This is a genomic window from Microbacterium ginsengisoli (assembly GCF_000956535.1).
Classification (GTDB): domain Bacteria; phylum Actinomycetota; class Actinomycetes; order Actinomycetales; family Microbacteriaceae; genus Microbacterium; species Microbacterium ginsengisoli.
This window is the reverse complement of record NZ_JYIY01000077.1, coordinates 102,400-121,618: the sequence shown is the minus strand read 5'-3', so window position 1 is coordinate 121,618 and position 19,219 is coordinate 102,400. Positions and strand designations below refer to the sequence as shown.

Here is a 19,219-nt window from a genome sequence, read left to right as displayed (position 1 = left end):
TCATGGGGGAGCGGCACATGCGTGGGATGTCGCACGGTCGGGCCGTCGGTGGAGTCATCGCGGCAGTGGTCATCGGCGCACTGACCGGGTGCGCGGCGAACGGCGGCACGCTCGGGGCATCCAGATCGTCCGGGGCGACGGCGTCTCCGTCGGCGAGGGATACCCCGGTGGTCACCTCTGTCGGGGCGCCGTTGAGCGGTGTCGGCACGAACCCGCCGACGCCGACCGACGATGCACGTCTCGCGGTGCCGGAGGGCGCACACACCGTCACGTTGTCGTTCTCGTGCGTCGGAACCGGCACCTACACCGTCGACATTCCCGACGCGACGCCCGATCGCCAGGCCGGGCTCGTCGGCGCCTGCGGGTCGACGGCGACGTGGACGTGGACGGTTCGTCCGACGTCATCGCCGAGCGTGTCCGTGGTCGTTCCGGACGGCGCCACGTGGACGGCGACGCCGACCTATTCGAGCGCGGTGTTCACGAGCGACTCGTCGCTGTCGGCGGTGTGCGCGGGATTCGGCGCCGCGCAGAGCGCCGTCATGAACGCCATCGAGGGGTACAGCACCGCCCATGCCTTCGGGCTCGAGCAGTGGAAGAGCCGTCTCGATGCCGCGGCCGCTCAGTTCACGCAGCTCGCAGCGACCGCGCCCGCGAACGACGCCGCGGAGCTCAACGGCTATGCCGCGGCCGTCTCTGCACCGCAGCGCACCCCCGATGCTCTGCGCCAGGCGTTCTTCACCAACCACCTGTTCCCGGCGTCCACCGGACTGCGCGACGCATGCGCAGCGAATCAGACTCCCGTGCAGCTCACCGCTGAATTCGGTGGCTGAGTCTCTGCATGCGCGTTATCCGATAATGCACATTATGTCAGGATGAAGGATTGAGCCCTGTCCCCACTCCATGCCTGAGGAGCGCTGCGGCCCCCGGCTATGCGATGAAGCCGCGGCATCCGCTCACTTCGTCGGGATCGCGAGGCGGTCTTCGAACTTGCCGAGCCGCCACACGATGACCGCGATCAGCCAGGTCGCGAGCAACGTTCCCACGATCGCGAACCCGAGGACGTCCAGGTTGGTGAACCAGTCGATCGCCGGGATGTCCCAGCCGAGATTGGTGGCCAGCACCGAGGCGAGCTCGAACCCGCCGATCACGAGCGCGATGAACACGCTCATCGCGGTGATGACGACGTTGTAATACACCTTGCGCGCCGCGCCGAGGAACGCCCAGCCGTAGGCGAAGTTCATCAGCACGCCGTCGACGGTGTCGAACAGGCACATCCCCGCGGCGAACAGGATCGGCAGCGACAGGATCGCCCACCACGGCAGTCCTGCGGCCGCCGCGGTGCCGGAGATCACCAGCAGCGCCACCTCGGTCGCCGTGTCGAATCCGAGGCCGAACAGCACCCCGAGCGGGTAGATCTTCCACGACGCGTCGATGCGGTCGGCCATGCGGCCGAACACACGGTTGAGGAGGCCGCGCTTCGCGAGCTCCTCCTCGAACGCGGCTTCGTCGAACTCCCCCGTGCGCATCCTGCGGAACACGCGCACCATCCCGACTGTCACGAGGATGTTGATGACGGCGATGATCACGAGGAACGAGCCGGACACGGTGGGCCCGATGATCCCCGTGATCGTGTGCAGCAGTGACGCGTCGTCGGTGACCTGCCCGGCGACCCAGCCCATTCCCGCGGCGAGCAGCACCGCGAGGGCGAACACGACCGATGAGTGCCCGAGCGAGAAGAAGAATCCGACAGCGAGTGGTCGCTTGCCGTCGGCGGCGAGCTTGCGCGTGGTGTTGTCGATCGCCGCGATGTGGTCGGCGTCGAACGCATGCCTCATGCCGAGGGTCAACGCGAGGATGCCGGTGGCCCAGCCGAAGACCGAGCCGCTCCCGCCCGCGCCCTCCCCCGTGATGGCGACGTGCATTCCCGTCGCGGCGGCGACCAGCGCGATCCCCACCGCGAACAGTGTGAGGATGACCGCGCCCATCAGTGCGACCTGACGCCACCCACCCGCATCCAGCCGATAACTCGGTGCCGAGCCGGAGGCGGGGGCGTCGAGCAGCGACATGGCGGTCCTCCGGAGGGTCAGCGTCGGCGTCGTCGCCGCGTGGGGGCGACGCTACGCCCGCTCCCCCGCGTCCGCCGCCGGGCGGGCCGTGAGAAAGCGCCTCGTCAGGCGGATGCCCCGCCGGCGCCGTGGATCGCCGACCCCGCCTTCACCCGATCCGACGCCGTCGTGACGATGTCGATGAGCACGTCGAGATCGATGTCGGCAAGGCTCTTGAGGTAGAGGCATCCCTTCCCGGCCCGGTACGCGCCGAGGCGCGCGAGCGCATCCGCGTGCGCGTCGAGACGGTCGGGCACGTAGACGACCAGCGTCGACGCGCGGGCGGCGAAGCCTGCGGCCGGTGCATCCCCTTCGCGTCCGCTCGCGTAGCGGTAGTGGTAACTGCCGAACGCGATGATGCTGCTCCCCCAGACCGTGGCGGACTCCCCCGTCGCGCGGGCGAACCGCTCCAGGAGGAGGCGCGCATCGGCTCGGCGTGTCGCGACGGGGATCGCGGCGATGAGATCGTCGGGACTGAGGGCCCTCATGACGAGAGTCTGGCGCAGGGCGCGTGTGGCCGTCGAGCCAGGGTCGCGCTCACGACGACGGTGAGACCAGCACCCAGGTGCCGGCCTTCGCGACGCGGCCGTCGCCCGACGACGTGCCGGTGAGGCGGCGCTTCACCCATGGCACGACGTGGGCGCGGTAGTACGCCCAGCCGCCGGGGCCGGAGGGGGCCGCGGCATCCGGAAGCGACCACCACTCCCCCGGCGCCTCGAGCCCGACGCTCTCGATGACCCGCGCGGCGACACGGTGATGACCCCGCGCGTTCATGTGCAGGCGGTCGTCGGACCAGTAGTCGGGCCCGGCGAGTTCCCGGTCCGGCCAGTTGTAGGCCCGGATGATGTCCGGGCGGTCCGCGACGATCTCCTCGACCGCGCGCGACAGCTCGTCGCCGCGCCGTTGGATGAGACTCGACATCGGCAGCCTCGCCGACGGGTTCGCCCCCGACAGCAGGATCAGCTGCACGCCCTCCTCGTCGCACCGCCGGATGACGTGGCGGAACGCGTCGACGATCGAGGGGATGCCGGTGCGCGGTCTCAGCATGTCGTTGCCGCCGCCGTTGAACGACAGGTGCGTGGGGCGCAGAGCGAGCGCGGGCTCGAGCTGCTGCTCGACGATCGGCCAGACGAGCTTCCCGCGTATGGCGAGGTTGGCATATTCGATCGGCTCCCCCGCCGCACGCGCCCAGCCGGCGGCCGTGAGGTCCGCCCAGCCCCGCACCGACCCGTCGTCGAGCTCATCGCCCACGCCTTCGGTGAACGAGTCCCCGATCGCCACATATCGCACGGATGCCACGCGCTCACCCTACGCCGCCGCGGAAGGCGCGCGGACTACGCTGGGACGAGTGAACCCCCTCGCCCCTGTCGCCCCGAGCTGGCGGGCGTGGCTCATCTGGGGAGTCGGCGTCGCAGCCTATCTGCTGTCGGTCACCAACCGCACCTCGCTCGCCGCGGTCGGCGTCGACACGGCGGCGCGGTTCCACGCCGACGCGTCGACCCTCGCGATGTTCGCGGTGCTGCAATTGGGCGTCTACGGCGGCATGCAGGTGCCGATCGGCGTGCTGCTCGACCGCTTCGGCGCGCGCCCCATCATCGCGATCGGGATGCTCCTCATGGCCGCCGGGCAGCTGGTGATGGCGTTCTCCCCCAACGTCGGCATCGCAATCGCCGCCCGCATGCTCATCGGCGCCGGCGACGCGGCCATCTTCCCGAGCATCCTGCGCGTGGTCGCCGTATGGTTCCCGGCACAACGAGCGCCCGTGATGATGCAGCTCACCGGCATCGTCGGACAGGCCGGTCAGCTGCTGGCGATCCTCCCCCTCGCGGCGCTGCTGCACGCGACCTCCTGGACGATCGCGTTCTCGAGCCTCGCCTCCCTCTGCGTGCTCTTCGCAATCCTCACCTGGGTGATCATCCGCAATCGACCGCCGGGGCGTACCGCTGACGTCTCAGTCGACACCCGAACGGGCACGATCGCGGCGATCACCTCGACGATCGACAACCGTGTCGGCGTCCGGGCAGCGTGGTCGCACCCCGGCACACGTCTCGCGTTCTGGTCCCACTTCACGACCCCGTTCGCAGGAACCGCGTTCGTCATGCTGTGGGGAATCCCGTTCCTGACCTCAGGCGAGGGCCTCAGCACAGCGGGAGCCAGTGGCATCACGACGGTATATGTCGTGATCGGCATGGCGCTCGGGCCGATCATGGGGACACTCTCGGCCCGTCTGCCGATGCGCCGGTCCCACCTGCTCGTGCTGCCGAGCGTGGCCTTTCAGTTCGTGGCATGGATGGCGGTCATCCTGTGGCCGGGCACGGCCCCGGTCTGGCTTCTCGTCGTGCTCGCCATCGCGCTCGCGACCGGCGGACCCGCGTCGATGATCGCGTTCGACCACGCCCGCACGCACAACCCCCAGCACCGGCTCAGCACGGCGACCGGAATCACGAATGTCGGCGGATTCCTCGCCGCGCTGGTGGCGGTGTTCCTCATCGGTCTCGCGCTCGACCTGCAGGGGGCGGGAACTCCCGGCACCTACTCGTTGAACGCGTTCCGTGCCGCGTTCCTCGTACAGGTGCCCCTGTGGGCCCTGGGTGCCACCTTCATCGTGATCGAGCGGCGGCGCACCCGCGTGCACCTCGGTCTCGAGTCGCCCCGCACACCGCGCCGCTGACGCTCACTCCCCCGCGAGCAACTCCCGCACCCGCGGCACGACGACCGTGCCGTAGAGCTCGATCGAACGCAGCATCCGTGCGTGGGACAGCGTGCCGTTCGAGAACTTGAGATCGAATCGGTCGAGGTCGAGCGTGCGTACGGCGTCGGCGATCTTCTGAGCAACGCGCTCCGGTGATCCCGCGTAGATCGCACCCTCTGGCGAGACGTCGTGAGCGAACTGCGCACGGCTGTACGGGGGCCACCCGCGTTCGCGGCCGATCGCGTTGCGGTTGTACTCCATCGCCGGATACAGCTGCTCCCAGGCCTCCTCGTCCGTGTCGGCGATGTGGCCCGGCGAGTGCACGCCGACGGGCAGCGCGCCGTGCCCGAACGACGCGGTCGAGCGATGGAACAAATCGACGTAGGGCCGGAAGCGGGCGGGCGACCCGCCGATGATCGCGAGCAGCAGGCCGAATCCGTAGCGTGCCGTGCGCACCACCGACTCCGGACTGCCCCCGACGCCGATCCACGTCGGGATGGGGGTCTCCGTCTTGGGGAAGACGTCGGCGTCGGTGAGGGCGGCGCGGGTGCGACCCGACCACGCGACGGGCTGCTCGGCGCGAAGCTGGTGGAACAGGTCGAGCTTCTCCTCGAAGAGCTCCTCGTAGTCGTGAAGGTCGTAGCCGAAGAGCGGGAACGACTCGGTGAACGAGCCGCGACCGAGGATGATCTCGGCCCGGCCCGACGACACCGCCTGCAGGGTGGCGAACCGCTCGTACAGCCGCACCGGGTCATCGGAAGAGAGCACCGTCACCGCGGTGCCGAGGTGGATCTGCGACGTGCGCGCCGCGGCGGCGGCGAGCACGATCTCGGGGCTCGAGACGGCGAACTCGTGGCGGTGGTGCTCCCCCACGCCGAAGAACGCCAGCCCGGTCTCATCCGCCACGACGGCCTGCTCGACGACGTCGCGGATCGTCTGGGCGTCAGTGAGCGTCGCCCCCGTCTCATCGGCCGTCACGTCGCCGAAGGTGTCGAGTCCGAACTCCACCGCAGCGGCTCGGGATGCGTCATCCGTCATGGGTCACCCTTTCATTCAGGGGAATGGAACAGGATGCCGCGGCCCGGCATTCCCGTTCAAGGAACGAGGGCGCTGCGCAGCGTGTCGAGACCGACGCCGCCGATGTCGAGCGCCTTCTTGTGGAACGCCTTGATGTCGAACGCGTCGCCCTGGGCGGCACGGTACGCGTCGCGGATCTGCTCCCAGATGCGCTGACCCACCTTGTACGACGGCGCCTGGCCCGGCCACCCGAGGTAGCGGTTCACCTCGAACCGGATGAAGGCGTCGGACATGTTGACGTTCTGACGCATGATCTCCAGCGCATAGTCGGCATCCCACGTGCCCGAGCCGTCGAGGCGCGGCTTGCCCAGGTGCACCCCGATGTCGAGCACCACGCGCACCGCGCGCATCCGCTGCCCGTCGAGCATCCCGAGGCGGTCCGCCGGATCCTCGAGGTAGCCGAGCTGCTCCATGAGGCGCTCGGCGTAGAGTGCCCAGCCCTCGGCGTGACCCGACGACCCCGCGATGAGGCGACGCCAGGAGTTCAACTGGGCGCGGTTGTAGACCGACTGCGCGATCTGCAGGTGATGCCCCGGAACGCCCTCGTGATAGACCGTCGTCAGCTCGCGCCACGTGTCGAACTCGGTGACGCCTTCCGGCACCGACCACCACATGCGTCCCGGACGCGAGAAGTCGTCGGTCGGGCCGGTGTAGTAGATCCCGCCCTCCTGGGTGGGGGCGATCATGCACTCGAGGCGACGCACCGGCTCGGGGATGTCGAAGTGACTGCGGCCGAGCTCGGCGACCGCGCGATCGCTCGTCTCCTGCATCCAGCGCTGCAGCTCGGCGGTGCCGTGGAGCTTGCGCGAGGCGTCGGCTTCGAGATGCGCGACCGCCTCGGCCACGGATGCCCCGGGCAGGATCTCGTTCGCGATCGACTCCTGCTCGGCGACCATGCGCGCGAGCTCCTCCACGCCCCACTCGTAGGTCTCATCGAGATCGATCGTCGCCCCGAGGAACCGCCGGGAGTGCAGGGCGTAGAGCTCGCGGCCCACCCCGTCGTGCTCGAGCGCGACGGGGGTGAGCTCGGTGCGCAGCACCTGCGCCAGGTCGTCGTAGGCGACGCGGGCCGCACCCGCGGCATCCGTGAGCTCCCGCGCGAGCGAGGCCGGCAGGGCGCCGTCGGAAAGGGTCGCGCCGCCGACGAAGTCGGCGAAGAAGCCGTCCTCCGCCGTGTAGCGGGCGATCTGACCGACGACCTCGTCGACCTGGCGACGGGCGGGCACCACGCCGGTGCGGATGCCTTCGCGCAGCGTCGACACGTAGCCGTTCAGGGCCGCGGGCAGTGCGCGCAGCCGCTCGGCGACCACGGTCCAGTCCTCGACCGAGTCCGTGGGCATGAGATCGAACGCGTTGCGCAACTCCTGCGCGGGGGAGGCGATGACGTTGAGATCGCGCAGATGCGCGCCTGCGTCGTGCAGATCGACCTGCAGCTGCAGTTCGGAGCGGAGGTCGGCGAGGGTGACCGCGTCGATGTCGTCGACCGGCTGGGCGTCGGCCAGATCGCGCAGCACGGTGGTGATCGCGGCGTGCTTCTCCTGCTCCCCCTCGGGCGACAGGTCGTCGAAGCGGCCGTTGTGCTCGAAGCGTCCGATGTAGGTCGCGGTCATCGGCGACAGCTCGGCAAGCATGTCGACCCATGCCTCCGCGATCGCATCGATCCGGGTGGGGGTGCGTTCTGCGTCGGTCATGGCATCGAGCCTAGGCATGCCGCCTCACGCAGGCCAAACCTGTCGTGCAGTTCGCCGCTCTCCTGCGGGTGACCCCCGCAGCGACACCGCTCCTGCTGTGGCTCACCCGTCGCCGACCCGCACGCGGCGGCCGCGGCGTCGATCCGCGCGGCACGCGGGTGCGGGAGCGATCAGTGCGCGGCGCCGTTCCAGTCACGGCCGTGACCGATCTGCACGTCGAGCGGCACCGACAGGTCGGCGGCGTCGCCCATCCGCTCGCGCACGATCCGCTCCGCGGCATCCCACTCCCCCGGCGCGACCTCCACGACGAGTTCGTCGTGGATCTGCAGCAGCACGCGGGAGGCCAGCCCCTCGCTGCGCAGCTCGTCGTGGATGCGGAACAGCGCGAGCTTCATGATGTCGGCCGCACTCCCCTGGATCGGGGCGTTGAGCGCGGCGCGCTCGGCGTTCTCGCGCAACACGCGGTTCGGGCTCGTGAGGTCGGGGAACGGCCGGCGCCGCCCGAAGATCGTCTCGGTGAACCCGTCGATACGGGCCTGCTCGACCGACGAGCGCAGGTAGTCGCGAACCGCACCGAACCGCGCGAAGTATTCGCTCATCAGCTGCTTCGCCTCGGACTGCTCGATGCGCAGCTGCTTGGAGAGTCCGAAGGCGCTCAGCCCGTAGACGAGACCGTACGACATGGCCTTCACCTTCGTGCGCATCGCCGGGGAGACCTCGGCCGGGTCGACGCCGAACACGCGCGCACCCACGAACCGGTGCAGGTCCTCGCCGGACCGGAACGCCTCGATCAGCCCCGGATCACCCGAGAGATGCGCCATGATGCGCATCTCGATCTGCGAGTAGTCGGCTGTCAGCAGTGTCTCGAATCCGGTGCCGACTTCGAAGGCGGCCCGGATGCGGCGGCTCTCCTCGGTGCGCACCGGAATGTTCTGCAGGTTCGGGTCGGTGCTCGACAGGCGGCCGGTCTGGCTGCCCGTCTGCACGTAGGTCGTGTGGATGCGTCCGTCGTCCTGGATGCCCGCATCGAGGGACTCGATGATCTGCCGCAGCTTCGTCGCTTCGCGGTGCTGCAGCAGCAGGTCGAGGAAGGGGTGCGGGTTCGACTCCTGCAGATCGGCGAGCACCGCGGCATCCGTCGAATAGCCCGTCTTGGTCTTGCGGGTCTTCGGCAGCTGCAGGTCGTCGAACAGCACTTCCTGCAGCTGCTTCGGCGACCCGAGGTTCACTTCGCGTCCGATCGCCGCGAAGGCGTCGGCGGCGATCGCGTCGGCACGCGTGGCGAGCTCCGTCGAGAAGGCCGACAGGTGGTCGTGCGACACCGCGACGCCCGCGAGCTCCATGTCGGCGAGGGTGTCGAGAGTGGGCAGCTCGATCTCATCGAGCACGCGCGCGAGAGGAGACGGGATGTCGTCACGGATCGCGGTTCCGACACGAGCGACGAACCAGGCCAGCTGACCGGGGGTCGCTCCCTCTGTCTCGGGCACGAGCTGCGTCGGATCGGCCTCAGGGAGCTTCTCGCCGAGGTAGCGCTCGACCAGGTCGCCGAGCGTCTTGTCGGGGAAGCTGGGGCGGATGAGCCAGCCGGCGAGGGCGGCGTCGAAGACGATGCCGCGAAGATCTGCGCCGGCGCGGCGCAGCGCCTTGAGCTGCGGCTTCGCATCGTGCAGCACCTTCGGTGCGTCGGAGGCGAGCCACGGGCCGATCGCCGTTGCCGCGGCATCCGACCAGCTCAGCTCGATGGCTGCGGTCGCATCCGCGAACCCGAGGCGCGCCGGGGTGCCCTGTTCGACGGTGACGACCACGCCGACGTCCCCGGTGCGACCCGTGAGCCAGGTGGCGGCGTCGGCGGGCGTCGACTCGACGGCGACCGGGGCGACCGTGACCGGGGCGCTCTCGCCCTGGTCGTCGCCCGCATCGATCACCTCGAGCAGGCGCGGCATCAGCGTGCGGAACTCGAGCCGCGCGAAGATGTCGCGCACCTCCTGCAGGTCGGTGGCACCGATCTCGAGATCGGCCGGGGATACCGGGAGCTCGACGTCGCGCAGCAGGCGGTTGAGGGCGCGGTTGCGCTTCACATCATCGAGATGCTCGCGCAGGTTGCCGCCGACCACGCCGCCGATCTTGTCGGCGTTCTCGAGCAGCGCCTCGAGCGTGCCCCACTGCGTGAGCCACTTCACCGCGGTCTTCTCGCCCACCTTCGGCACGCCCGGCAGGTTGTCGCTCGTCTCCCCCACCAGCGCCGCGATGTCGGGATACTGCTCGGGGCGCACGCCGTAGCGTTCCTCGACCGCGGCCGGGTCGTAGCGCTTCAGCTGCGAGACGCCCTGCACGCTCGGATAGAGGAGGGTGACATCGTCGGTCACCAGCTGGATCGTGTCGCGGTCGCCCGAGCAGACGAGCACCTTGTAGCCGGCTTCCGCGCCGCGGGTAGCCAGCGTCGCGAGGATGTCGTCTGCCTCGATGTCCTCCTTGGTGAGAACGGTCACACCGATGGCCCGCAGGCAGTCCTGCAGCAGCGGGATCTGGCCGGCGAACTCGGGCGGCGTCTCCGATCGGTTCGCCTTGTACTCGGCGTACTCGCGGGTGCGGAACGACACGCGCGAGGTGTCGAACGCGACCGCGAGATGCGTCGGCTTCTCGGACTTCAGCAGGTTGATGAACATCGACAGGAACCCGTAGATGCCGTTGGTGTGCTGGCCGTCCTTCGTCGTGAAATTGTCGACCGGCAGCGCGTAGAAGGCGCGGAACGCGAGCGAGTGGCCGTCGACGACCAGAAGGGTAGGCTGAGCGGAATCGGTCACCGTGTCAGCCTAACGACGCGCGCCGACACCCGCCGGGTCCGATCGGGCGCCGCGCCGTGACATCCCGAAGGAGTGCGATGAGCCCCGACCTGCCCGCCGGAGCCGACGGACTCGCCTGGGCGCAGTCGCGCGGCATGGGAGCCCTCGCCGAGAAGATGGGGCTCGAGTGGATCGAGTTCGGCCCCGACCGCGCGATCGCCCGCATGCCCGTCGAGGGGAACACGCAGCCGGTCGGCCTCATGCACGGCGGCGCCTACGTCGTGCTCGGCGAGTCCATGGGCTCGATGCACGCGAACTTCCACGCCGGGGCGGGCCGGCTCGCCGTCGGCATCGACATCAACGCCACCCACACCCGGTCGGCCACGAGCGGCTACGTCACGGGCGTGTGCACGCCGATCCACCTCGGACGGTCGCTGACCGTGCACGAGATCGCCATCTCGGATGACGCGGGTCGCCGGTGCTCGACGGTGCGCATCACCAACATGGTGCGCGACGCTCCCGGCGTCTGAGGCGGCGCTCAGGCCTTCTTCGGAGCCAGCTGCTCGATGATCGCCTTCGCGACATCCTGCATCGTCAGGCGGCGGTCCATCGACGCCTTCTGGATCCACCGGAACGCCTCGGGCTCGCTCAGGCCCATCTTCTCGTTCAGCAGACCCTTCGCGCGGTCGACGAGCTTGCGGGTCTCGAAGCGCTCGACCATGTCGGCGACCTCGGCCTCGAGCGTGATGATCTGCTCGTGGCGGGCGAGGGCGATCTCGATCGCCGGCAGCAGGTCGTTCGGGGTGAACGGCTTCACGACGTAGGCGAGCGCGCCCGCCTCGCTCGCCCGCTCCACGAGCTCCTTCTGGCTGAAGGCGGTGAGGAGCACGACCGGGGCGATGTGGTTCTTGTTGAGCTTCTCGGCGGCGGAGATGCCATCGAGCTGCGGCATCTTCACGTCCATGATCACCAGGTCGGGGCGCAGCTCGGTCGCGAGGGCCACAGCCGTCTCGCCATCGCCGGCCTCGCCGACCACGTCGTACCCGTTGTCGCGCAGGATCTCGACGATGTCGAGTCGGATGAGCGACTCGTCCTCGGCGACGACGACGCGGCGCGGGGCCGCGGGCTGGGCGGGTACGTCTAGATCAGTCACCTTTGAATCCTAAGGTATGGTCAAACCCGATGCGCGGCGCAGGCCGCACGCCGGTGTGGCGGAATGGCAGACGCGACCGACTCAAAATCGGTTGTCCGTGAGGGCATGTGGGTTCGAGTCCCACCACCGGTACCGACGACGAAGAGGGATGTCCCGCGGGACATCCCTCTTCGTCGTACCGGTGCTACTCGGCTTCCGCCTGGTAGATCGGGGCCTTGCCGTGCACGGCGTCGCCGATCTTGTGGATGCGGATGTCGTTGGTGGAGCCGATGATGCCGGGAGGGGATCCCGAGATCACGACGACCTTGTCGCCGACCTTCGCGAGGCCGTGCGAGAGGAAGAAGTCGTCCACCTGGATGAACATGCGGTCGGTGTGCGGCACGTGCTCGACGATGGTCGACTGCACACCCCAGCTGACCGCCATCCGACGACGGATCGCCGGGTCGGCGGCGAACGCCATCATGGGGATGCGCGGGCGCAGGCGAGCCATGCGACGGGCAGTGTCACCGGACTCCGTGAAGATGCACAGCCACTTCGCGTCGACGAACTCGGCGACCTCGAGGGCCGCGAGCGTGATCGCTCCGGGCTGCGTGCGCGGCTTCGTGGTCAGCGGCGCGATGCGCTCGAGCCCGTGCTCCTCGGTCGACTCGACGATGCGGGCCATGGTCTCCACGACCACGACCGGGTACGCGCCGACGCTCGTCTCGCCCGAGAGCATGACCGCGTCGGCACCGTCGAGCACCGCGTTGGCGACGTCGCTGGTCTCGGCGCGGGTCGGCACCGGGTTCTGGATCATCGACTCGAGCATCTGCGTCGCGACGATGACGGGCTTCGCCATGCGGCGGCAGAGCTCGACCGCGCGCTTCTGCACGATCGGCACCGCCTCGAGCGGCAGTTCGACGCCGAGGTCGCCACGGGCGACCATGATGCCGTCGAACGCGTCGATGATCTCCTCGAGGTTGTCGACGGCCTGGGGCTTCTCGATCTTCGCGATGACCGGGATGTGGCGCCCCTCCTCCGCCATGATCACGTGCACGCGCTGCACGTCCTTCGCGGAGCGCACGAACGACAGGGCGATGATGTCCGCGCCGATGCGCAGCGCCCAGCGGAGGTCCGCCTCGTCCTTCTCGCTCAGCGCCGGCACGTTCACGGCGACGCCGGGCAGGTTGATGCCCTTGTTGTTCGAGACCGGACCGCCCACGATCACCTCGGTCGTGACGGTGACGCCGTCGGTCTCGAGGACCTTCACGCGCACCTTGCCGTCGTCGATGAGGAGGAAGTCGCCGGCCTTGACGTCCTGCGGCAGGCCCTTGAAGGTCGTCGACACGATCTCCTTGGTGCCGGGGATGTCCTCGACCGTGATCTTGAAGATGTCGCCGGGGGCGAGATCGTGAGGTCCGTCGGCGAACTTGCCGAGGCGGATCTTGGGACCTTGGAGGTCCACGAGCACCGCGACCGGGCGCTCAGCGTCGTCGGCTGCCCGGCGCACGTTCGCGAAGTTCGCGTCGTGCACGGAGTAGTCGCCGTGGGAAAGGTTCAGGCGCGCGACATCCACACCTGCGTCGATGATCGCGCGGACCATCTCGTAGGTGGAGGTTGCCGGGCCGAGGGTTGCGACGATTTTCGCGCGTCTCATCCTGTGTTCGGCTCCAGTGTGTGGCTGTGGGGTTGGATTCGAGCCTACGCGGGCTGGAGGCCGATCGCGACATCGCCGGCACGAACCGGTGACGGCAGCGAGGTCTCGCCCATGAGGTAACGGTCGACGGATGCCGCGGCGGCCCGTCCTTCGGCGATCGCCCAGACGATCAGCGACTGGCCGCGACCGGCGTCGCCGGCGACGAAGACGCCCGCCACGGTGGTCTCGTAGTCGTCGGCGCGCTCGACGTTGCCGCGGTCGGTGAACCGCGTGTCGAGCTGGTCCTCGAGCAGAGCGCGCTCCGGGCCGGTGAAGCCCATCGCGATGAGCACGAGGTCGGCCGGGATCTCCCGCTCAGTACCGCTCTTGGGCACGCGACGGCCGTCGACGTACTCGGTCTCGGCGACGCGGAGGGCCCGCACCTCGCCCGCCTCGTTCGCGAGGAACTCGACGGTCGATGCCAGGAACATCCGCTCGCCGCCCTCCTCGTGCGCCGAGGAGACCTCGAACACGGTCGGGGTCATCGGCCACGGCTGGTGCGCGGGGCGCTCGGTCGGTGGCTGGGTGCCGATGGCGAGGTTGGTCACGCTGAGCGCGCCCTGGCGGTGGGCGGTGCCGATGCAGTCGGCGCCGGTGTCACCGCCGCCGATCACGATGACGTGCTTGCCCTCGGCGGAGATCTGGTGGGGAACCTGGTCGCCCGCGACGGCCTTGTTCGACTCGACGAGGTACTCCATGGCGAAGTGCACCCCGTCGAGGTCGCGGCCCGGGATGGCGAGGTCGCGCGGGATCGTCGATCCGGTCGCGATCACGACCGCGTCGTAGCGCGAACGCAGGTCGGACCAGGAGATGTCGGTGCCGATGGTCACGCCCGCGCGGAAGCGGGTGCCCTCGTCCTGCATCTGACGCAGCCGGGCCTCGAGGTGGCGCTTCTCCATCTTGAAGTCGGGGATGCCGTAGCGCAGCAGGCCGCCGATGCGGTCGTCGCGCTCGAAGACCGCGACCGTGTGACCCGCACGGGTGAGCTGCTGGGCGGCGGCGAGACCGGCGGGGCCGGACCCCACCACGGCGACCGTCTTGCCCGTGAGGCGTGCCGGCGGCTTGGAGTCGACCCATCCGTTCGCGAAGGCCTGGTCGATGATCGACACCTCGACCTGCTTGATCGTGACGGCCGGCTGGTTGATGCCGAGCACGCACGCGCTCTCGCAGGGGGCCGGGCACAGGCGACCGGTGAACTCCGGGAAGTTGTTGGTCGCGTGCAGACGCTCGATGGCCGCGCGGCCCTCGCCGCGCCAGGTGAGGTCGTTCCACTCCGGGATGAGGTTGCCCAAGGGGCATCCGGTGTGACAGAACGGCACGCCGCAGTCCATGCAGCGGCCCGCCTGACGACGCAGCACCGCGGAGTCGCCCGGTTCGTACACCTCGCGCCAGTCGAGGATGCGCACGGGTACCGGTCGACGCGACGGGGTCTCGCGCTGGGTCGTCTTCAGAAAGCCCTTCGGGTCAGCCACCCGTCACCTCCAGGATGCGGTTCCACACGACGTCGCCGTCGGGGTCGAGGCCCTGCGCGAGCGCCTCCTGGCGCGTCTGCAGCACCGCTGCGTAGTCACGCGGAACGACCCGCACGAAGTTGCCGATCTCCTCGTCGAAGCGCTCGAGGAGGCTCGCGGCGAGCACGGACTCGGTCTCGGCGACGTGGCGCTCGAGCAGGTCCTTGAGGATCTCCGCGTCGCCCGAGCCGAGCTCATCGAGCATGAGCTCGCCGGCGGCCAGCGCCTCGCGGTTCACGAGGGCGGAGTCGAGCCTGTACACGTAGGCCGTGCCGCCCGACATGCCCGCACCGAGGTTGCGTCCGGTCTCACCGAGGATGACCGCGAGCCCACCCGTCATGTACTCGAGCGCGTGGTCGCCCACGCCCTCCACGACGGCGGTCGCGCCGGAGTTGCGCACCAGGAACCGCTCCCCCACGGTGCCGCGCAGGAACAGCGTGCCCTGCGTTGCGCCGTAGCCGATGACGTTTCCGGCGATCACGTTCTTCGAGGCGGGGAATGTCGCGCCGCGCGGCGGTCGCACGACGATCTGTCCGCCCGACAGACCCTTGCCGACGTAGTCGTTCGAGTCGCCCTCGAGGGTGAGGGTGATGCCGGCCGGCATGAACGCGCCGAACGACTGCCCGGCCGAGCCGTGCAGATTCACGACGATCGAGTCGGTCGGCAGACCGTTCTCGCCGTGCGCGAGCGTGACGTGGTGGCCGAGCATCGTGCCGACAGCGCGCGCGGTGTTGCGCACGGGCAGGTCGATCTCGAGGTGGCCGCCGTGTGCGATGACGTCCTGCGCGCGCTCGATGAGCTGCACGTCGAAGTGGTCGTCGAGCTCGTGCTTCTGGGCGCGCTGATTGCGCCGCGGCTCGTCGTCGGCGAAGTCGGGACCCTGGAGCACGGGGGCGAGGTCCAGACCATCCGCCTTCCAGTGCTCGATCGCGCCGTTCAGGTCGAGCGCGTCGACACGGCCCACGGCCTCGTCGAGCGTGCGGAACCCGAGCTCGGCGAGGATCTCGCGCACCTCCTGGGCGATGAACTCCATGAAGTTGACGACGAACTCGGGCTTGCCCGAGAAGCGCTCGCGCAGCACCGGGTTCTGCGTCGCCACGCCCACCGGGCAGGTGTCGAGATGACACACGCGCATCATGATGCAGCCGCTGACGACGAGGGGCGCGGTCGCGAAACCGAACTCCTCGGCACCGAGCAGCGCGCCGATGACGACGTCGCGCCCAGTCTTGAGCTGGCCGTCGACCTGCACCACCACGCGGTCGCGCATGCCGTTCAGCATGAGCGTCTGCTGGGTCTCGGCGAGGCCCAGCTCCCACGGGGTGCCGGCGTGCTTGAGCGAGTTGAGGGGGCTCGCGCCGGTGCCGCCGTCGTGACCCGAGACGAGGATGACGTCGGCGAGGGCCTTCGCGGTGCCGGCGGCGACCGCCCCGATGCCGGACTGGCTCACGAGCTTCACGTGCACCCGGGCGCGCGGGTTCGCGCGCTTGAGGTCGAAGATCAGCTGCTTGAGGTCCTCGATCGAGTAGATGTCGTGGTGCGGCGGCGGCGAGATGAGGCCGACGCCGGGGGTGCCGCCGCGGGTGCGGGCGATCCACGGGTACACCTTGCCGGGAGGCAGCTGACCTCCCTCGCCGGGCTTCGCGCCCTGGGCGAGCTTGATCTGGATGTCGTCGGCCTCGGTCAGGTACAGGCTCGTCACGCCGAAGCGGCCCGATGCGACCTGCTTGATCGAGCTGCGACGCTCCGGGTCGAGCAGGCGGTCGACGTCTTCGCCCCCCTCGCCCGTGTTGGACTTCGCGCCGAGGCGGTTCATCGCGATCGCGAGCGTCTCGTGCGCCTCCTTCGAGATGGAGCCGTAGCTCATCGCGCCGGTGGAGAAGCGCTTCACGATGGCGGAGACGGGCTCCACCTCATCGATCGGCACGCGCGGACGCTGGTTCTTCTTGAACCCGAACAGGCCGCGGAGGGTCTTCAGCTCGGCCGCCTGGTCGTCGACGAGCTTGGTGTACTCGCGGAAGATGTCGTACCGGCGCTCGCGCGTCGCGTGCTGCAGACGGAAGATCGTCTGCGGGTTGAACAGGTGCGGCGAGCCGTCGCGGCGCCACTGGTACTCGCCGCCGGTCCACAGCCGCTCGTGGGTGCGGGCGGCCTCGTCCTCGGGGTAGGCGAACGCGTGGCGTGCGGCGTTCTCGGCCGCGATCACGTCGAGGCCGATGCCTCCGAGCTTGGACTCCGTACCGGTGAAGTAGGCGTCGATGAGCTCGCCCGACAGCCCCACGGCCTCGAACGCCTGCGCGCCCGCGTAGGACGACACGGTCGAGATGCCCATCTTCGACATGATCTTCAGCACGCCCTTGCCGAGCGCGTAGATCAGGTTGCGGACGGCCTTCTCGGGCGTGATGTTGGTGATGAAGCCGGCGCGCACGAGGTACTCGACGGTCTCCATCGCGAGGTACGGGTTCACGGCGGATGCCCCGTAGCCAATGAGGGTGGCGACGTGGTGCACCTCGCGCACATCACCGGCCTCGACGACGAGCCCGACCTTCATGCGGGTCTCGTTGCGGATGAGGTGATGGTGCACGGCGGCCAGCGAGAGCAGCGACGGGATCGGCGCGAGGTCCTTGTTCGAGTCGCGGTCGCTGAGCACGATGAACTCGGCGCCGTCCTCGATGGCCTGGTCGACCTCGCTGCACATCTGCTCGAGGCGCTTCTTCATGCCCTTCGCGCCCGCCTCGACCCGGTACAGGCCGCGGATGGTCACCGAGGTGCGGCCCGGGAGGGCGGTGTCGATGTGCTGGATCTTCGCGAGCTCGTCGTTGTCGATGACGGGGAAGTCGAGCGTGACCGTGCGCGTGTGCTCCGGACCCCAGGCCAGCAGGTTCGGCTCCGGGCCGAGACCGAGTGCGAGGGAGGTGACGATCTCCTCCCGCAGCGAGTCGAGCGGCGGGTTCGTGACCTGAGCGAACTGCTGGGTGAAGTAGTCGAACAGCAGACGCGGACGCTCGCTGAGCACCGCGACCGGGGTGTCGCTTCCCATCGCGCCGAGGGGCTCGGCGCCGTTCTGTCCCATCGGGGTCAGGAGGATGCGCACCTCCTCCTCGGTGTACCCGAACGTGCGCTGGCGGCGCGTGATCGAGGCGATCGGATGCACGATGTGCTCGCGCTCGGGAAGATCGGCGAGTCGCACCCGGCCCGCGTCCAGCCACTCCTGCCACGGGTGCAGGGTGGAGAGCTGCTGCTTGATCTCGTCGTCCTCGATGATGCGGCGCTCGGCCGTGTCGACGAGGAACATGCGCCCCGGGCGCAGACGGCCGCGGCGCTTGATGCGCTCGGGCTCGAAGTCGAGCACGCCGGTCTCGGAGCCGATGACGACGAGGCCGTCGGTCGTCTCCGTCCAGCGGCCCGGGCGCAGGCCGTTACGGTCGAGGGTCGCGCCGACGAGTGTGCCGTCGGTGAAGATGAGCGCGGCGGGGCCGTCCCACGGCTCCATCTGCATGGAGTGGTAGTCGTAGAACGCCCGCAGTTGCGGGTCGATGTCGGCCTGCTTCTCGTACGCCTCCGGCACCATCATCATGATCGCGTGCGGGAGGCTGCGTCCCGTGAGCGTGAGCAGCTCGAGCACCTCGTCGAACGAGGCCGAGTCGCTGGCGCCGTCGGTGCAGATGGGCAGCAGCGGGCGGATGTCTCCGACCAGCGCCGACTCGAGCTGCGACTGACGCGCCCGCATCCAGTTGCGGTTGCCGCTGACCGTGTTGATCTCGCCGTTGTGCGCGAGCATGCGCAGCGGCTGCGCGAGCGGCCACGACGGGAACGTGTTTGTCGAGTACCGGGAGTGCACGACGGCGAGCTCCGAGGTGAACCGCTCGTCCTGCAGGTCGGGGTAGAACGGCTCCAGCTGCAGGGTCGTGACCATGCCCTTGTAGCCGAGGGTGCGGCTGGAGAGCGACACGAAGTAGGCGCCGTGCTCGCGGCGCGCCCGCTTGCGCAGCCGGTAGACGCGGCGGTCGAGCGCGATGCCCGACAGCGCCGGCGCGTCGCCGACCGCGGGACGTGAGACGAAGATCTGCTCGAACGCGGGACGAGCCTCGAACGCGAGCTTGCCGAGGTGGGCGTCGTCGGTGGGCACCTCGCGCCAGCCGAGCACGATGAGGTTCTCGGACGCCGCGACCTGCTCGATGCCGTCCTTGACCCGCTGGCGCTCCGCCGCATCGAGCGGCAGGAAGGCGAGCCCGGCGGCGTACTCGCCGACCGGGGGCAACTCGAAGCCGACGACCGCGCGCAGGAAGGCATCGGGCATCTGGGTGAGGATGCCGGCGCCGTCACCCGTTCCCGCGTCGGAGCCGATCGCGCCGCGGTGCTCGAGGTTGCGCAGGGCGGTGAGCGCCAGGCTGACGATGTCGTGGCCGGGCGTGCCGCGAAGGGTCGCGACCATCGCCAGGCCGCAGGCGTCCTTCTCGAACGCGGGGTTGTACATCCCCTGGGCGGCCGGGAACGTCCCGCCGGGGATGCTGTGACGGAGGCTGGGGGCCATG

Annotated in this window: 13 protein-coding genes and 1 tRNA gene; 4 read left to right on the top strand and 10 right to left on the bottom strand. The window is 69.5% G+C overall.

The features are described from left to right. Positions 1 to 167 precede the first annotated feature (167 nt). On the top strand, positions 168 to 830 hold the full coding sequence (locus tag RR49_RS10990; protein WP_157013188.1) for a hypothetical protein: 663 nt from the start codon (positions 168 to 170) through the stop codon (positions 828 to 830). Between the two features lie 123 nt (positions 831 to 953). Here RR49_RS10990 and nicT read toward each other — a convergent pair whose 3' ends face one another. From nicT to RR49_RS10975, 3 genes are all read right to left on the bottom strand, one after another. Then, entirely contained in the window at positions 954 to 2,066 is a 1,113-nt protein-coding gene (gene nicT, locus RR49_RS10985; RefSeq protein ID WP_045248119.1) for a Nickel transporter NicT, read from the bottom strand. A 104-nt stretch (positions 2,067 to 2,170) separates the two neighbouring features. After that, positions 2,171 to 2,593, bottom strand: coding sequence for a DUF1801 domain-containing protein (locus tag RR49_RS10980; RefSeq protein WP_045248118.1), 423 nt, complete (start codon positions 2,591 to 2,593; stop codon positions 2,171 to 2,173). A gap of 49 nt (positions 2,594 to 2,642) precedes the next feature. Continuing rightward, on the bottom strand, positions 2,643 to 3,404 hold the full coding sequence (locus RR49_RS10975; RefSeq protein WP_048808942.1) for an SGNH/GDSL hydrolase family protein: 762 nt from the start codon (positions 3,402 to 3,404) through the stop codon (positions 2,643 to 2,645). A 40-nt stretch (positions 3,405 to 3,444) separates the two neighbouring features. On the opposite strand from RR49_RS10975, the gene RR49_RS10970 reads away from it, so the two are divergent. After that, positions 3,445 to 4,776 (top strand): MFS transporter, encoded by a 1,332-nt coding sequence (locus RR49_RS10970; protein ID WP_045248188.1) that lies wholly within the window; start codon positions 3,445 to 3,447, stop codon positions 4,774 to 4,776. A 3-nt stretch (positions 4,777 to 4,779) separates the two neighbouring features. On the opposite strand, the gene RR49_RS10965 is transcribed toward RR49_RS10970, so the two are convergent. The 3 genes from RR49_RS10965 to polA all read right to left on the bottom strand — a co-directional run bounded on the left by RR49_RS10965 (position 4,780) and on the right by polA (position 10,369). Next, the gene (locus RR49_RS10965) at positions 4,780 to 5,835 is read right to left on the bottom strand and encodes an LLM class flavin-dependent oxidoreductase (RefSeq protein ID WP_045248117.1); all 1,056 of its coding nucleotides are present in this window, start codon (positions 5,833 to 5,835) and stop codon (positions 4,780 to 4,782) included. A gap of 56 nt (positions 5,836 to 5,891) precedes the next feature. After that, positions 5,892 to 7,565, bottom strand: coding sequence for a DUF885 domain-containing protein (locus tag RR49_RS10960; protein ID WP_045248116.1), 1,674 nt, complete (start codon positions 7,563 to 7,565; stop codon positions 5,892 to 5,894). Between the two features lie 170 nt (positions 7,566 to 7,735). Continuing rightward, on the bottom strand, positions 7,736 to 10,369 hold the full coding sequence (polA, locus tag RR49_RS10955; RefSeq protein ID WP_045248115.1) for a DNA polymerase I: 2,634 nt from the start codon (positions 10,367 to 10,369) through the stop codon (positions 7,736 to 7,738). A 77-nt stretch (positions 10,370 to 10,446) separates the two neighbouring features. On the opposite strand from polA, the gene RR49_RS10950 reads away from it, so the two are divergent. Then, positions 10,447 to 10,878 (top strand): PaaI family thioesterase, encoded by a 432-nt coding sequence (locus RR49_RS10950; RefSeq protein WP_045248114.1) that lies wholly within the window; start codon positions 10,447 to 10,449, stop codon positions 10,876 to 10,878. A gap of 8 nt (positions 10,879 to 10,886) precedes the next feature. Here RR49_RS10950 and RR49_RS10945 read toward each other — a convergent pair whose 3' ends face one another. Then, positions 10,887 to 11,501 (bottom strand): ANTAR domain-containing response regulator, encoded by a 615-nt coding sequence (locus tag RR49_RS10945; protein ID WP_045248113.1) that lies wholly within the window; start codon positions 11,499 to 11,501, stop codon positions 10,887 to 10,889. 49 nt (positions 11,502 to 11,550) lie between these two features. Here RR49_RS10945 and RR49_RS10940 point away from each other — a divergent pair. Continuing rightward, positions 11,551 to 11,633, top strand: a tRNA-Leu gene (locus tag RR49_RS10940). A gap of 52 nt (positions 11,634 to 11,685) precedes the next feature. On the opposite strand, the gene pyk is transcribed toward RR49_RS10940, so the two are convergent. Genes pyk through gltB form a run of 3 tightly spaced genes read right to left on the bottom strand, consistent with a single transcriptional unit; the run spans position 11,686 to position 19,218 of the window. Further along, entirely contained in the window at positions 11,686 to 13,137 is a 1,452-nt protein-coding gene (pyk, locus tag RR49_RS10935; protein WP_045248112.1) for a pyruvate kinase, read from the bottom strand. 44 nt (positions 13,138 to 13,181) lie between these two features. Continuing rightward, on the bottom strand, positions 13,182 to 14,648 hold the full coding sequence (locus tag RR49_RS10930) for a glutamate synthase subunit beta (protein WP_045248111.1): 1,467 nt from the start codon (positions 14,646 to 14,648) through the stop codon (positions 13,182 to 13,184). Continuing rightward, positions 14,641 to 19,218: a glutamate synthase large subunit gene (gene gltB, locus RR49_RS10925; RefSeq protein WP_045248110.1), complete on the bottom strand. Its 4,578-nt coding sequence runs from the start codon at positions 19,216 to 19,218 to the stop codon at positions 14,641 to 14,643. Before gltB ends, RR49_RS10930 begins: the two co-directional genes overlap by 8 nt. Between the last annotated feature and the right edge of the window lies 1 nt (position 19,219).

Coding starts and splice junctions, on each gene's coding strand:
- pyk (WP_045248112.1), bottom strand. CDS start 13,137: ATGAGACGCGCGAAAATCGTCGCAACCCTCGGCCCGGCAACCTCCACC.
- RR49_RS10965 (WP_045248117.1), bottom strand. CDS start 5,835: ATGACGGATGACGCATCCCGAGCCGCTGCGGTGGAGTTCGGACTCGAC.
- nicT (WP_045248119.1), bottom strand. CDS start 2,066: ATGTCGCTGCTCGACGCCCCCGCCTCCGGCTCGGCACCGAGTTATCGG.
- RR49_RS10950 (WP_045248114.1), top strand. CDS start 10,447: ATGAGCCCCGACCTGCCCGCCGGAGCCGACGGACTCGCCTGGGCGCAG.
- RR49_RS10980 (WP_045248118.1), bottom strand. CDS start 2,593: ATGAGGGCCCTCAGTCCCGACGATCTCATCGCCGCGATCCCCGTCGCG.
- gltB (WP_045248110.1), bottom strand. CDS start 19,218: ATGGCCCCCAGCCTCCGTCACAGCATCCCCGGCGGGACGTTCCCGGCC.
- RR49_RS10960 (WP_045248116.1), bottom strand. CDS start 7,565: ATGACCGACGCAGAACGCACCCCCACCCGGATCGATGCGATCGCGGAG.